We start from the raw sequence: 14,059 nt of genomic DNA, 5'->3' as shown, positions 1-14,059 counted from the left end.
GTCAGCCGGCGCGCATCGCGGAATGCATCGCCTCGTAGGCGGCCTTCTCGGCGTCGCGCTGCCGGACGCGCCGGGGGTTCTCGAGGTCGCCCGGCAGTCCGTTGCGCTCGAGCCGGCGACGACGGTTCTGTGCCATGTAGGCCGCGGAGAAGAACAGGGCGAGCGCGACGCCGAGCCCCATCGTCGACAGGCGCAGCCACACCGGGCCGGGTAGCAGCAGGAAGGCGGCGTACAGCGGGAGGAACGGGATCTGGCTGCGGATCATGTGGCGGGCGACGGCGTGGTCGCCGACCAGGTCGTTGCGCACCCATTCGCGCATCGAGGCCGGGAGGGGACGGCCGAAGGCGTAGGCGAGCCATTGGAACGGTCCGGGGCGGGTGTGCATTCTCTCGGGCCTTTCGTACGGGAGTGGCACCTCGGAGTCTAGACATTTAGATAGTGCGTTAACTAATAGCAGGCTAAATATGTCCGACGTCACGATCGCGCCGCGCCGGCCTGTGTACCTTTTCGAGAACGTGTTCTATATTTCGTTCATGTACGAGTGGTCCGACACCGATCTCATGTTCCGTGACGCCCTGCGCGGATTCATCGACAAGGAGATCCGCCCGCACGTGGATCGGCTCGAGAGCGGTGAGCTGCCGCCCTACGACATCATCCGCAAGATGTTCGCCACCTTCGGCATCGACGAGCTCGCCCGCGACGGCCTGAACAAGGCCCTCGCCCGGGAGGAGGCCGGTGAGGTGCCGTCGGCAAAGTCGGGTGGCGGCATGGGCTCGGGCGGCATGGCGGCCCTGCTCAACAGCGAGATCGCCGGCGTCAGCCTCGGGCTCGTCGCCTCGATGGGCGTCAGCCTCGGCCTCACCGCCGGCACCATCCGCAGCCGCGGCACCCTCGCCCAGAAGAAGCGGTGGCTGCCCGAACTCGTGACGTTCGAGAAGGTCGGCGCCTGGGCCATCACCGAACCCGACTCCGGGTCGGACGCCTTCGGGGGGATGAAGTCCACGGTCCGGCGCGACGGCGAGGACTACATCCTCAACGGGCAGAAGACGTTCATCACCAACGGTCCCTACGCCGACGTCGTCGTCGTGTACGCCAAGCTCGACGAGGGTGACCCGAGCGTCGACCGGCGCGACCGCAAGGTGCTGGCCTTCGTGCTCGAGAAGGGCATGGAGGGGCTCACCCAGAGTCCGCCGTTCAAGAAGATGGGCATGAACTCCTCACCCACCGGCGAGCTGTTCTTCGACAACGTGCGCCTCACGCGCGACCGGCTGCTCGGTGAGACCGAGGAGGGTGGCCGCAGCGACGGCAAGGAGAGCGCGCGGGAGTCGTTCGCTGCCGAGCGGATCGGCATCGCCTACCTGGCCCTCGGCATCATCGAGGAGTGCCTGCGCCTGTGCAAGGACTACGCGCGCAGCCGCACCCTGTGGGGCCGCGAGATCGCGCAGTTCCAGCTGATCCAGCTCAAGCTCGCCGAGATGGAGATCGCCCGCATCAACGTCCGCAACATGGTGTTCAGCGCCATCGAGCGTGCCGAGGCCGGTAAGCCCGTCGCTCTCGCCGAGGCGTCGGCGATGAAGCTGTACTCCTCGCGTGCGGCCACCGAGGTCGCGATGGAGGCGGTGCAGCTCTTCGGCGGCAACGGCTACATGGCCGAGTACCGCGTCGAGCAGCTCGCGCGGGACGCGAAGTCGCTGATGATCTACGCGGGCAGCAACGAGATCCAGGTGACGCACATCGCCAAGGGTCTGCTCTCCGGGTGACCGCGGTCCGGGCCGCGCCGTGCGGTCCCGGTACCCGGGACAGGTATCTGCACTCGGGCTGCAGGTTCCACTATCGTGTCGCCATGCCCGAGCTCATGCCGGACTCGCCCGACGTCGACCCCGTACCGGCCGACGCGACACCCTTCCCCGACCCGGTCCTCGCGGCCCCCCACACCACCGGTGTCACCGTCGAGGAATGGCTCGTTCCCGGCGCGCTCGGCGACCCCGAGGTGCCCGTGCGGATACACACGCCCGACGCCTGTCCGGACGGCAACCCCGCGGCGCGGCCCGTCGTGCTCGAGATCCCCGGCCGCGGATCGGGCCCCGGCAGCGCCGCCCCCGACGAGGCCTTCGCCGCCGCCGTCGCCCGCGCGACCGGCGCGATCGTGGTCTCCGTCGACTACCGGCTCGTGCCCGAGGACCCTCCCGCTGCGGCGGACGACTGCTACGCGGTCCTCGAGTGGGTTGCCTCCGGCGCGGCCTGCCTGGACATGGATCCGGACCGCATCGTCGTCCTCGGCGACGCCGCAGGCGGCGCCCTCGCCGCGGCCGTCGCCCTGCGGGCACGGGACGAGGACGGCCCGCACATCGCGCTGCAGGCCCTGCTCGAACCCGAACTCGACGACCGGACCGGCTCCGTGCGCGACGGTGCCGCCGGACGGGACGACCTCGACGCCACCCGGGACCGGCGGCACCACCTCGGCGGCCGGGAGGCCACCGAGCAGTCCGGGCCCGCGCACCGGATCGACCTGACCGGACTGCCGTCGACCTACCTCGCCGTCGACGAGCACGGCCCCTTCCGGGACGCGGCAACCGACTACGCCCGACGGCTCCTGCAGGCCGGCGTGCCCGTCGAACTGCACTGCCACCGCGGCGCGTTCCCCGGATCCCTCCTCGCCCGGGATGCCGGCGCCCGTGCCACTCGCGCGCTGTGCGACGCGATCGTCCGGGCCACGGCCCGCACCCCCGTTCTCGATCCCGACTGAACCGCCCCCCCGCGCGGCGCCGCGCTCCTCGGTGACACAGGCCCTGGCACAATTGGGTTCGCCGCACCGGTTGGGAGGAGCCGGTCGGCGACACGGGAGGAGAGACACGTGACCGTCACCGACGGACGCGTCGCGCGGGCCGAACGGACCCGCCACGCAGTGATAGAGGCACACATCGCCCTGATCGAGGCCGGGGAGCTGAAACCGACGGGGGCGCAGATCGCCGCCCGGGCCGGGGTCTCGCTCCGGGCGCTGTGGGCGAACTTCAACGATCTGGAGACGCTGTTCGCGGAGACCGGGGCGGAGTTGCTGCGGCGACAGGACTCCGCGTTCGCCCCGGTCCCCGTCGACCTGCCGCTCGGCGAGCGGATCGACGCGTTCTGCCGGCAGCGCGCCGAACTGCTCGAACTGATGGCGCCGTTCGCGCGCTCGTCCGCGATGAGAGCGCCGCAGTCCGAACGGATCCGGCGAAACAAGTTGCGGCACATCGCCCGGGTGGTCGAAGAGGTCGACGCGCTGTTCGCGGCGGAGCTGACCGCGCTCGACCCGTCGCACCGGGGCCGGCTGGTGCGGTCCGTGGCGGTGGCGAGCACCTGGGGATCGTGGGTGGCGCTGCGCGACGTGCTCGGCCTGCCGGTCGCCGAAGCCACCGAGCTGATGAAGCACACCGTCACCGCGCTGTTGTCCGAGGCCGGCTCGCCGGCACTGTCCGAGGCCCGCCCGCCGGCACTGTCCGAGGCCGGCCCGCCGGCACTGTCGGAGGCACACCCGTCGGAGGCACGCCGGCCGGCGTCGTGCTGAGACCGGTCAGGGGGCCAGCCGGTAGAACCGCCAGAACCCGAAGTCCTCGATCGGCAGCACCGACACGTCCGAGAAGCCCGCGTCGAGCGCATACCGGCGCAGGGTGTCCGCGCGCATCACCGTGCCGGTTCCCGCGCTCGGCGGATGGCTCATGCCGTCCGGCAGGCAGCACACGATGCTGAACCCGTACATCAGCCGCTCGACCTCGTCGCCGGGCGCGGTGAACCGGTCGGCGACGGCCTCGTCCATGACGACCATGACACCGTCGGGCGCGAGTGCACCCCGCACCGCGGAGAGCACCTCGACGGGGCGCGGCATGTCGTGGACGCACTCGAAGGCGAACGCGGCGGTGAAGCGTTCGTGGGGCAGGCCGGCCGCGTCGGCCTCGACGACGGTGACCCGGTCGGCGACGTCGGGGCACGCCGCGACGTTCGTCCGGGCCAGGGCGACCGTCGCCGGATCTATGTCGACGGCGAACAACCGGGCCTGCGGGTACGCGCGGGCCAGCGCGATCGTGGACCATGCTCCGCCACAGCCGATGTCGGCGATCACGGCCCCCGGCCGGCGTAGCAGGGCGTCCAGGTCCGGCACGGACGCCAGGGCACCCGGAAGCGCCTTCTCGTACCACGGCCGGTTCATGTCCGCCTGGCTCTCGCGCGCATCGGTGCCGAGCTGCGCCCAGCTCACGCCGCCGCCGGTGCGGTAGGCGTCGAGCAGAGCCGGGAGTTGCACGGACACCCCGGCGAACATGCGGGCCAGCGGCCCGAGGTAGTTGAGACTCTGCTCGTCGGTGAGGACCTCGGCCACCGCGGGCGGGAGCGTGAAGCGCGGCGGATCGTCGTCGTCGACCTCGAGCAGACCGGTCACCGCCTGCTGCTCGAGCCACTCGCGGGCGTAGCGCGGGTCGGTTCCGGTGCGCGTCGCGAGTTCGTCGGCGGCGGCGGGGCCGTCGGTGACGAGGCTGCGGTACCAGCCGAGCCGGTCGCCGAGGTAGATCGCGATCAGATCGACGGCGCCGAGCGCGGAGTCGAGGACGCGCTGAGCAGCGGTGTCGACGGGGGAGACGGTGTGCGTCACGGTGGGGCCTTCCGGAGGGGACAGGGGTGATTCCGAGAGTCCTCCGACTCCGGGCGGCGGACAACACCCCCTTGGGGGCCGAATGTGACATCCCGTCGATCAGGGGGTTGTTGCAGAATCGTGGGTCGGCCCCGTCATGTCACGGCGGGGCTGACCTGCGGTTTCGTGTAGAATCCGTTGGTGGCCAAAGGATATCGACCCGTCGATCGTGACCAGCAGTTCCTGATCCCCCCGGACATGCGCGACTGGCTCGGCACCGACCATCCCGTGTGGACGGTCATCGACATCATCGACCGGATCGACACCACCGCATTCCATCGGACCGCCAAGACCGGTGGCGCCGGCCGTGCCGGCTACCACCCGGACATGCTGCTCACCTTGCTGGTGTGGGCCTGGTCCCGCGGGGAACGCTCCTCCCGCCGCATCGAACGGCTGTGCACCGAGGACGTGGCCTACCGGGTGATCTGCGCCCAGGACATCCCCGATCACGTGACGATCGCCCGGTTCCGCAAAACCCACGCCACCGCCTGCGAAGACCTGTTCACCCAGGTCCTGCTGCTGGCTGCAGCCCTGGGACTGGGCCGGCTGGAGACCATCGCGTTGGACTCGGTCAAGATCGCCTCCAACGCCTCGGCCGGCGCCAACCGCACCGAATCGTCGGTGCGGGCCGAAGCCGCCGCCCACGCCCGAGCAGTGGCGGCGGCAGCGGTGGCCGCGCATGCGGCCACCGATGCCGCCGAAGACGAACCCCACGATCACGGCGACCGCGGTCCCGGTTCGGTCCCACCGGCGTTGACCGACCCCCGGTCACGGGCAGCGCGGATCAGCGAGGCGATCGCCGCACTCGACGCTGCCCGCGCCGCCGACGAGCAGGCCCGGGCCGACAAGGACACCTCGGCCCGTCTGTATCTCGAGCAGGCCCGCGGCGGGCAGATGCCGATGGGTGCCCCGCCCGCCTCGGCGGCGGTCGCGGCAGCGGAACTGGCGTTGGAGAAGACCCTGGCTGCCCATGCCGCGAAAGTTCGGCGGTACGAGCAGCGGCGGGCCGAAGCGGCAGCGAAAGGCCACCGATACGGTGGCTGGGTGATCCGGCCGGCCGGGCAGGACCCGAAGGTGATCAAGGCCCGGGCACGTCTGGCTCGTGCCACCGCCGCAGCGGCGGCGGCGACTGCGGTCGCGGCGGCACGAGCCGATGCCGACACCGAGGGCCGGCCCGAGCGGGTGGTCAACACCACCGACCCGGAGTCCGGGTTGCAACCGTTGCGTGGTGGCGGCTGGGTGCAGGGGTTCAACTGTCAGGCCGTGACCAGCGGTGACGGGCTGATCATGGCGGTGTCGGTGGCGGCCAATCCCACCGATGCGCCGACGTTCGTGCCGATGATGCAGGCGGCGGTGGCCGCTGCCGGGTCGATCATCGCTGCCCGCCCCACCGGCACCGCCGATACGGACGGCACCGACGGCACCGACGGCGAGGGGATCGGGATGCTGCTCGCCGATGCCGGGTACTTCTCCGAAGCCAACATCACCGCGCCGGGACCGGACCGGTTGATCGCCCGCGGCAAGGCCCGCCACCTCGAACACGCGGCCCGGCACACACCGGTGTCTGGGCCGGCGCCGGTCGAGGCTTCACCGGTCGAGGTGATGGCCCACCGGTTGCGCACCGAGGAGGGAATCGCCACCTACCGCAAGCGTTCTCACATTGCCGAGACTCCGTTCGGGCATGCCAAACACAATCTGAATTTTCGGCGGTTCACCGGCCGGGGACTGGTCCGTGCCCGTGGTGAGTGGAGTTTTCATGCCGCGGTGCACAACATCGGCAAGATCCTCGCTGCGGTGGGTGGGGGCGGGTTGCCGGCCGCTGTGTGAGGCGGTGGTCCCGGGGCGGGAGACCCCGCCCCGGGACCGGCGCTTTGGTTCGCGGTCGCGGACCCTCGGCGATTTCGCAACAGCCCGTCAGATCGAAGCGATGTGACATTCGGCCACTCCCACGCAGCGGGGTGCGGGAACCAGATGCGTCCGCCGGACGTTCGGAGTCGTGCAACCGGAAGGAGTTCACCGTGCAGATCACCGCCAGTGCCCTGTCCCTCAACGTTCCCGACGTGGCCGCGTCGGCCGACTTCGCAACCCGCCACCTCGGGTTCACCGAAGCGATGGCCGAGGACGGGTTCGTCTCCCTCACCCGTGAGGACGCCGGCTTCAACCTCGTCTTCCTGCGGACCGGGCTCGGCAGCTTCAAGCCCGCGAGCATCGCGGGCGACGCCGGGCAGGGGATGCTCGTCGCCTTCGTCGTCGACACGATCGACGACGAGTACGAACGCCTGCGGGCCGAAGGAGTACCGATCGTCACCCCGATCGAGACCGAGCCGTGGGGCGAGCGGTACTTCCAGATGCGCGACCCGAACGGCATCGTCTACCAGCTCGTGCAGTGGGTGGACGAGCCGTCCTCGGCGAGTTAGCCGGACGAGTCGTCGGCGTGCGCCGCGAGGAACGGTTCGATCACGGACAGTACCTCCGGCGCCGCCGCGATCGTCGTCGCGTGGTCGTACCCCCGGATGACGGCGAGCAGGGCCCCGGGGATCGTCCGCGACAGCTCTCGGGTGTCGTCGATCCGTTCGCCGTCCTCCGAACCGACGAATGCCAGCGTCGGCACGTCCAGCGCGGCGAGGGCGGCGTCGTCGATGCCGGGTTCGCGATCCGACCGCCGCATGTACGCGGCGAGGGCGGTTGCGTCGTTCGCCCGGAACGCGGCCTGTGTCGCCGCGTCGACGGGTGCACCGAGGTGTTCCGCCCATGCCTCGAGGAACCCGTCGATGCCGTAGTGACCGAGCACGTCGGCGCATCCCGGGAAGAACAACCGGTCGAACGTCCCGGCCTGCGCACGGGCGCTGCCACCGCCCACGGTGAGCGTCCGTAGCCGCCCGGTGTCCCGCACCGCCAGCGACAGGCCGACCCGGGCTCCGAACGAGTATCCGAGGTAGTGGACGCGGTCGGTGCCGGCGGCGTCCAGTACCGCCAGCACGTCGTCGACGATCAGGTCCATCGCGTAGGCGTCCGGGACGTGGGGCTTGTCGCTGCGGCCGTGTCCGCGCAGGTCGGGCAGGATGAGCCGGTACCGCTCCCGCAGGGGACGCACGTACCCGAATCCCCGCCAGATGGCGGACGAGAGGGCGCTGCCGTGCGCGAGCAGCAGCGACGGGCTGCCGGCGCCGGCGTCGGAGTCGATCACCGAGAAGGCGATGCGGGTTCCGTCGACAGGGTTGATCGCATGGCTCACCGCTCCAGTCTGACCGACCGGGTCACGCCGATGTCGGCCAGGAACCGCTCGTCGTGGCTGACCACCACGAGGGCGCCCCGGTAGGCACGCAGCGCCTGCACCAGGTGTGTGAGGCCGGGCAGGTCCAGGTTGTTGGTCGGTTCGTCGAGGAGCAGCAGCCGCGGCGCCGGGTCCGCCGCCAGCAGGGTCGCCAGCGCCGCCCGCAGGCGCTCGCCGCCCGAGAGGGCGGCCGCCGGCACGTCCGCGTCGGCACCGCGGAACAGGAACCGGGCGAGCAACGCCCGGACCTGCTGCGCCGACAGGTGCGGGGCACGCAGCGCGACGTTGTCCGCCACCGACAGCGTCCCGTCGAAGATGTCCAGCCGCTGCGGCAGCACCGCGAACGGCACCCGGGGGCCGGCCGCGACGACGGCGTGCAGCAACGTCGTCTTGCCCGAACCGTTGGGTCCGCGCAGCGCGATCCGCTCCGGGCCGACGATCTCGAGCGGACCCTCGGCGACGCGCGCCCCGGCGTGCACCTCCGTCTCCGGCAGGTCCACCCGGATCTCCCGGTCGTCGCGCACGGTGTCCTGGGCCTGCTCGAGGGTCTCACGCGCGCCGGCGAGCTTGCCCTCGTGTTCGCGCCGCAGCCGGCCCGCCGACTCCTGGGCCTGCCGCTTGCGGGCGCCCATCACGATCTTCGGCTCCCGCTTGTTCTCGAACATCTTGCGGCCGTAGCGCTCTCGCCGGGCGAGCTTGACGTGCGAGTCGCGCAGTTCGCGCGCCTGCCGGCGCACGTCCGCGCGGGCGTCGCGCACCGCGGCCAGCGCGGCCTCCTGCTCGGCCGCGACGATGCGTTCGTACTCGCTGTAGTTGCCGCCGAACAGCCGCAGGTCTCCGTCCCGTACCTCGGCGACGGTGTCGACCCGTTCGAGCAGGTCGCGGTCGTGGGTCGCGACGACGAGGGTCCCGGGGAACTCCCGCAGCACGTCGTACAGACGCGTGCGGGCCGCCGGATCCAGGTTGTTCGTCGGTTCGTCGAGCAGCAGGACGTCGGGCTCGTCGAGCAGACGGGCCGTGAGGGCCAGCAGGACGGTCTCGCCGCCGGAGAGGGTGCCGACGGTGCGATCGAAGTCGCTGGGGGATCGGACGATTCGGTCGAGGCCGAGGTGGTGCAGGGTGGCCAGGGCGCGCTCCTCGACGTCCCAGCGCTCGCCGACGGTGTCGAAGTCGCGGGCGGCGGTCGAGCCGGCCTCGATGCGCCGCAGTGCCGCACGCACGCCGTCGATGCCGAGGACGGCGTCGACGGTGCGGTGCCGGTCGAGGACGATGTCCTGCGGCAGCAGCGAGACCCGGCCACGTATCGTGACGGAACCGCGGGTCGGGGGCAGATCGCCCGACATGATGTGCAGCAGAGTCGATTTGCCGGACCCGTTGCGCCCGACGAGTCCGGTGCGGCCGGTGGGGAGGGTGGTGTCGAGACCGTCGAACACCACGGTGCCGTCCGGCCAGGTGAACGCGAGGTCCGAGAGAATCGGGGAAGGGTGTGACATGGCTGCTCCCGGCAGTAGGTGACGACGTACCGCGCGCAGGGTGCGGCGCGGCGGGCGAAACCTCTACAGGAGCAACGGCCTTCTCCGATCGGCGGGAACGTGACGAGAATCCACGGTAGATCGGTGATCGCGGAGCGGCAACCGGTTTTCTGCGCGACCGCGACCCGCGTCACAACGTGCCGCCTGTACGGCACGCCCTCCCGGGTCGTGCCCGACGGCACCGTCCGAATTCGGGCATGATCGTGGTCGTGCTCATCCTTCGACGCCGACCGGTTCCGCTCCTGACGACCGTAGTCGCCGCGCTCGCGGCCGCCGGGTGCTCCTTCGGGCCCGACCAGCCCGAGACCGTCGTGGGCGAGTTCGCGGCGGCGCTCGAGGCCGGCGACGTGCAGGCCGCGGCGGACCTCACCACCGACCCCGCGGCGGCGGCCACGACGATCGGCGACGTGTTCGACGGTCTCGGCGTCGACGGGTCCGGCACGGTCCGCCCCGACGTGAACCTCGCCGGCACGGGGGACGCGGGCACGTTCGACCTCGACGTCGCGTGGACCTTCGGCGCCGGGCGGGACTGGGCGTACCGCACGTCCGGCAGTGCGGTGGACCTCGACCCGCAGGGCTGGCGCATCGAGTGGGATCCGGCGCTGCTCGCCCCGGACCTGACCGCCGGCACCACCCTGAGCTACACGACCACGGTGGGTCCGGCGCCGTCGGTGCTCGACCGCCGCGGGCAGCCGATCCTCGAACAACAGGTCGTGACGCTGGTGAGCCTCGATGCCACCGCCGACCCGGCGGCCGTCGCGCCCCTGCTGGCGACGGCCGCGCCCACGATCACCGCGCAGTCGCTTGCCGCCGACGTCGCCGCCGCGGCGGGCAAGCCCGTGACGGCGGTGACCCTCCGGGAGACCGACCTCGCGCCGATCGAAGCGCAGCTCGCCGCGCTGCCCGGGGTGACCCTCGTCCGGCAGACCCGGTTGCTGACGGTCGACCGAACCCTGGCCTCGCCGGTGCTGTCCGGGCTGGGCGAGCTGTGGCAGGAGGGGCAGGACGCGTCCGCCGGTTGGGCCGTGCGGCTCGTGTCCGGGGACGGCAGCGCGCGCCGCGTCGCCGGGGCCGACGGTCCACCGGCGCCGGACCTGCAGACCACGCTCGACCTGGACCTGCAGACGCGCGCCGAGGCGGTCCTGGCGCCGATGCAGCAACCGGCGGTGATCGTCGCGATCGAGCCGTCCACCGGGGCGGTGCGGGCGGTGGCGCAGAACGCCGCCGCCGACGCCGAGGGGCCGCTCGCCCTGACCGGGCTGTATCCGCCCGGCTCGACGTTCAAGACCGTCACCACCTCGGCCGCGCTGCAGGCCGGGGCCACGACCCCCGACACGGTGGTGCCGTGCCCCGGGACCGCGAACATCGAGGGCCGCGTCATCCCCAACGACGACAGCTTCGACCTCGGCTCCGTCCCGTTGCACACCGCCTTCGCCTTCTCGTGCAACACCACGATGGGCCGGCTCGCCGTGGGACTGCCGGCGACCGCGCTCACCGACGCGGCCGCACAGTTCGGGCTCGGGGTGGACTACGTCACGCCCGGACTGGTCACGGTCACCGGCAACGTGCCCGAGGCGCGGACGCCGGCGGAGCGCGTCGAGTCCGCGATCGGCCAGGGCCGGGTGACGGCGTCCCCGTTCGGGATGGCACTCGTGGCGGCGTCCATCGCGCACGGGTCGACACCGCTGCCGATGCTCGTCGAGGGCCGGCCGGGGGTGGCCGATCGCGCGCCCGGCGCCGCGCCGGAGGAGGTCACTGCCGCGTTACGGACGATGATGCGGGAGACTGTCACGGGGGGAACTGCGAGTGTGCTGCGGGACATCCCCGAACTCGTCGGTAAGACGGGGACGGCAGAGTACGGTGATGGCACCGGTGCCCACGGGTGGTTCGTCGGCTCGCAGGGAGACCTCGCATTCGCGGTTTTCGTTGCGGGAGCGGTCAGTTCGGCGCCGGCAGTGGACGTGGCGGGACGCCTGCTGAGGGGGTGATACGCGGTTCGAGGCGCAATCGTGATCGCATCGTAGGCAGGACGTGCTTGTTGCTGAAGTGACAGAAGTGAAAGTTGGTCGTTATGGGTTTTCGGGACTGGCGCAGGATGCGCGGCCGCGTGACAGCCCTGGTCTCCGTCGTGGTTCTCGCCGCGGGCATGGCGTCCTGCGTGTTCGACGACTCCCGGAGCGACGCGCAGCGACTCGTCGACGACTTCGTCGCGGAACTGAACGAACGCGACGCCGCTGGCGCGGCCGCCCTCACCTCGTACCCGAACGCCGCCGAGACGTCGATCAGCCAGATGTTCGAGGGCATGAAGGACGGTGACGTCGAGTTCGACGTCGCCCAGTTCGTCGAACTCAACGAGCAGACGGGATTCTTCTCCCTCGGAGCCGACTGGAACTTCGGGCCCGGCAAGGACTGGGGCTACCAGGTGGACGGCGTGGCCAAGAACCTCGCCGTCGGCTGGCGGATCTCCTGGGACCCGCAGGTGCTGGTGCCCGACCTGAACCGGACCCGCACCGTGCACCACGTGCGCACCGACGCCGCCCCGCCGAAGATCTTCGACCGCACCGGTCGGCTGCTCATGGCCGAACAGACCATCAACGCCGTCGTCGTCGACCCCGCCCTCACGTCCGATCCGGTCGACACCACGACACGGCTCGCGAAGGTACTCGAACCGGTCGCCCCGGTCATCACCGCCGACCTGCTGCAGCGCAACCTCGCGGCCGACCCGGGCGCGCGCATCACCGCGGTGAAGCTGCGCGACCAGGACTACCAGTTCCTCGAGGACGACATCGTGTCCATCCCGGGCGTCGTGGTGGTCGAGACACCGACCCTGATCAGCGCGGACCGGCGGATCTCCACACCCCTGCTCGACCCGTTGCGCGCGGCCTGGCAGCTCGAACGCGACGCCACCGCCGGCTGGGCCGTCACCCTCGAAGAACCCGGCGCCGACCCCGTGCAGCTCGCCGGCTTCCAGGGCCCGCCGCCGCCGGACCTGCAGGCGACCCTCGATTCGCACGTCCAGCTCGCCGCCAAGGAAGCCGTGGTCAGCGTGGGTACCCCCGCGGCCATCGTGGCCATCCAGCCGTCCACCGGCGGCGTCCTGGCCCTGGACGTGAACAACTGGGCGATGGAACTCGGACCGGTCGCCTCGCGCGGGCTGTACCCGGCCGGACAGGTACTGGATCCGGTGCGCCTGGCCGCGGGCCTCGACCGGGGCGTCGATCCGGTCTCGGTGAGCACCGACGATCTGGCCGCCACCGCCCGCCGGCTCGGGCTCGGACTCGACTACGACGTTCCGGGGTTCGACTTCGAGACCGCGCAGATCGGGGACAACCGGTCGGGCGTGGTGCAGTTCTCCGGCTCGGACGGCGGCAGCGAGGCGCTCGTCAGTCCGTTCGGGGCCGCGCTGCTCGCCGCGTCCGTCGCGCGGGGGGAAGCGCCGCTGCCGGCGATCGTGCAGGGCAGGTCGGCGAAGGTCGACGAGACCGTCGAACCGCTGCCACCGCAGGTGACCGACGCGTTGCGCGCCGCGATGGCCGAGAACGTGCGCAGCGGCCCCGCATCGTTCCTGAAGGGTCACCCGGGTCTGGCCGGCATCGCGGCCGCGAGCGGCGACGACCGGTGGTTCTACGGATACACCGGCGATCTGGCGTTCGCGGTGTTCGTCGCCAACGCCGACGGCGGCGACCGTGCGGTGAAGATGGCCGACATGTTCCTGCGGGAGCTGGCCAAGCCGCCCACCGACGGCTGACCGCCGCGGACCTCGACGGTCCCGTCGGAGCGGACCCGGGTACGTTTGTCGCTCGTGACCCCCGTCGACCTGCTGCTGCTCGCGGTCGCGGGGTTCTTCGCCGGGCTCATCGGGTTCGTCACCGGCCTTGCGTCCATCGTGTCGTACCCGGCGCTGCTCGCCGCGGGGCTGCCACCCGTCGCCGCCAACGTCACCAACACCGTCGCGATGGTGGGGGTCGGCGTGGGGGCACTCGCCAACTCGACCCGCGAGGTCGTCGACACCGGCCCACGGCTGTGGCGGTGGACCGCGTACTCGGCGCTCGGCGGCCTCGTCGGCGCCGTCGTGCTGCTGTGGGCGCCGGCGGGGTCGTTCGAGGCGGTGGTGCCCTACATGGTGGCGTTCGCGGCTCTCGCGCTGCTGCTCCAGCCGCGGATCCGCGCCCTGTCCGGCGGCCGGGACCTGCCGGGACCGTACTCGGCGCTGCTGTTCGTCGTCGCCGTGTACGGAGGCTACTTCGGGGCCGGGGCGGGCGTCGTCTTCCTCGCCGTGACCCTGATCTGCACCTCCGAGCACATCTGGCGCGCCACCATCCTCAAGAGCTACCTGCTCGGGGTGGCCAACCTCGTCGCGGCCATCGGGTTCGCCGTATTCGGCCCGGTGCACTGGGGTGCGGCCGCGGCGATGGCGCTGGGGGCCGTCGCGGGCGGGTGGTGCGGACCGCCGGTGGTCCGGCGCATCCCGCCCGACGTGCTGCGGGTGGGGGTCGCACTCGCCGGATTCGGGCTGGCGGTGTGGCTGGCCCTCCGGTGAGCCCGCCGCGCCCGTGCACACCGTCGACCTACGGTCGGTGACATCGTCGA

12 protein-coding genes are annotated in these 14,059 nt (G+C 71.7%); 8 read left to right on the top strand and 4 right to left on the bottom strand.

Annotated elements, in window-relative coordinates:
- Window position 1: 1 nt before the first annotated feature.
- Complete coding sequence (locus tag LZP97_RS16900; RefSeq protein WP_010593563.1) at window positions 2-385, bottom strand: DUF5313 family protein; 384 nt, start codon at window positions 383-385, stop codon at window positions 2-4.
- Between the two features lie 148 nt (window positions 386-533).
- Between LZP97_RS16900 and LZP97_RS16895 the strand changes: the two genes are divergently transcribed.
- From LZP97_RS16895 to LZP97_RS16885, 3 genes are all read left to right on the top strand, one after another.
- Complete coding sequence (locus LZP97_RS16895) at window positions 534-1,760, top strand: acyl-CoA dehydrogenase family protein (RefSeq protein WP_010593562.1); 1,227 nt, start codon at window positions 534-536, stop codon at window positions 1,758-1,760.
- Window positions 1,761-1,843: 83 nt separating this feature from the next.
- Window positions 1,844-2,746 (top strand): alpha/beta hydrolase fold domain-containing protein, encoded by a 903-nt coding sequence (locus LZP97_RS16890; RefSeq protein ID WP_017681945.1) that lies wholly within the window; start codon window positions 1,844-1,846, stop codon window positions 2,744-2,746.
- Window positions 2,747-2,854: 108 nt separating this feature from the next.
- A complete protein-coding gene (locus LZP97_RS16885; RefSeq protein WP_040274892.1) occupies window positions 2,855-3,547 on the top strand; it encodes a TetR/AcrR family transcriptional regulator in 693 nt (230 codons plus the stop codon).
- Window positions 3,548-3,553: 6 nt separating this feature from the next.
- Here LZP97_RS16885 and LZP97_RS16880 read toward each other — a convergent pair whose 3' ends face one another.
- Window positions 3,554-4,624 (bottom strand): class I SAM-dependent methyltransferase, encoded by a 1,071-nt coding sequence (locus LZP97_RS16880; RefSeq protein ID WP_010593559.1) that lies wholly within the window; start codon window positions 4,622-4,624, stop codon window positions 3,554-3,556.
- A 180-nt stretch (window positions 4,625-4,804) separates the two neighbouring features.
- On the opposite strand from LZP97_RS16880, the gene LZP97_RS16875 reads away from it, so the two are divergent.
- Window positions 4,805-6,490 (top strand): transposase, encoded by a 1,686-nt coding sequence (locus tag LZP97_RS16875; RefSeq protein ID WP_040269672.1) that lies wholly within the window; start codon window positions 4,805-4,807, stop codon window positions 6,488-6,490.
- Between the two features lie 191 nt (window positions 6,491-6,681).
- On the top strand, window positions 6,682-7,080 hold the full coding sequence (locus LZP97_RS16870) for a VOC family protein (RefSeq protein WP_048773296.1): 399 nt from the start codon (window positions 6,682-6,684) through the stop codon (window positions 7,078-7,080).
- On the opposite strand, the gene LZP97_RS16865 is transcribed toward LZP97_RS16870, so the two are convergent.
- Both LZP97_RS16865 and LZP97_RS16860 read right to left on the bottom strand, forming a co-directional pair.
- On the bottom strand, window positions 7,077-7,898 hold the full coding sequence (locus LZP97_RS16865) for an alpha/beta fold hydrolase (protein WP_010593557.1): 822 nt from the start codon (window positions 7,896-7,898) through the stop codon (window positions 7,077-7,079). The two genes, LZP97_RS16870 and LZP97_RS16865, sit on opposite strands and share 4 nt — an antisense overlap.
- On the bottom strand, window positions 7,895-9,430 hold the full coding sequence (locus tag LZP97_RS16860; protein WP_010593556.1) for an ABC-F family ATP-binding cassette domain-containing protein: 1,536 nt from the start codon (window positions 9,428-9,430) through the stop codon (window positions 7,895-7,897). The genes LZP97_RS16865 and LZP97_RS16860 overlap by 4 nt, the downstream gene beginning before the upstream one ends.
- A 236-nt stretch (window positions 9,431-9,666) precedes the next feature.
- On the opposite strand from LZP97_RS16860, the gene LZP97_RS16855 reads away from it, so the two are divergent.
- From LZP97_RS16855 to LZP97_RS16845, 3 genes are all read left to right on the top strand, one after another.
- On the top strand, window positions 9,667-11,457 hold the full coding sequence (locus tag LZP97_RS16855; RefSeq protein WP_048773126.1) for a penicillin-binding transpeptidase domain-containing protein: 1,791 nt from the start codon (window positions 9,667-9,669) through the stop codon (window positions 11,455-11,457).
- A gap of 83 nt (window positions 11,458-11,540) precedes the next feature.
- Window positions 11,541-13,217, top strand: coding sequence for an NTF2-like N-terminal transpeptidase domain-containing protein (locus LZP97_RS16850; RefSeq protein ID WP_048773127.1), 1,677 nt, complete (start codon window positions 11,541-11,543; stop codon window positions 13,215-13,217).
- Window positions 13,218-13,271: 54 nt separating this feature from the next.
- On the top strand, window positions 13,272-14,009 hold the full coding sequence (locus LZP97_RS16845) for a sulfite exporter TauE/SafE family protein (RefSeq protein ID WP_026138042.1): 738 nt from the start codon (window positions 13,272-13,274) through the stop codon (window positions 14,007-14,009).
- Window positions 14,010-14,059: the final 50 nt, after the last annotated feature.

The sequence above is a fragment of the Rhodococcus sp. DMF-1 genome (assembly GCF_021441945.1).
Lineage (GTDB): Bacteria > Actinomycetota > Actinomycetes > Mycobacteriales > Mycobacteriaceae > Rhodococcus > Rhodococcus ruber.
This window is presented reverse-complemented; position numbering and strand designations above follow the sequence as displayed.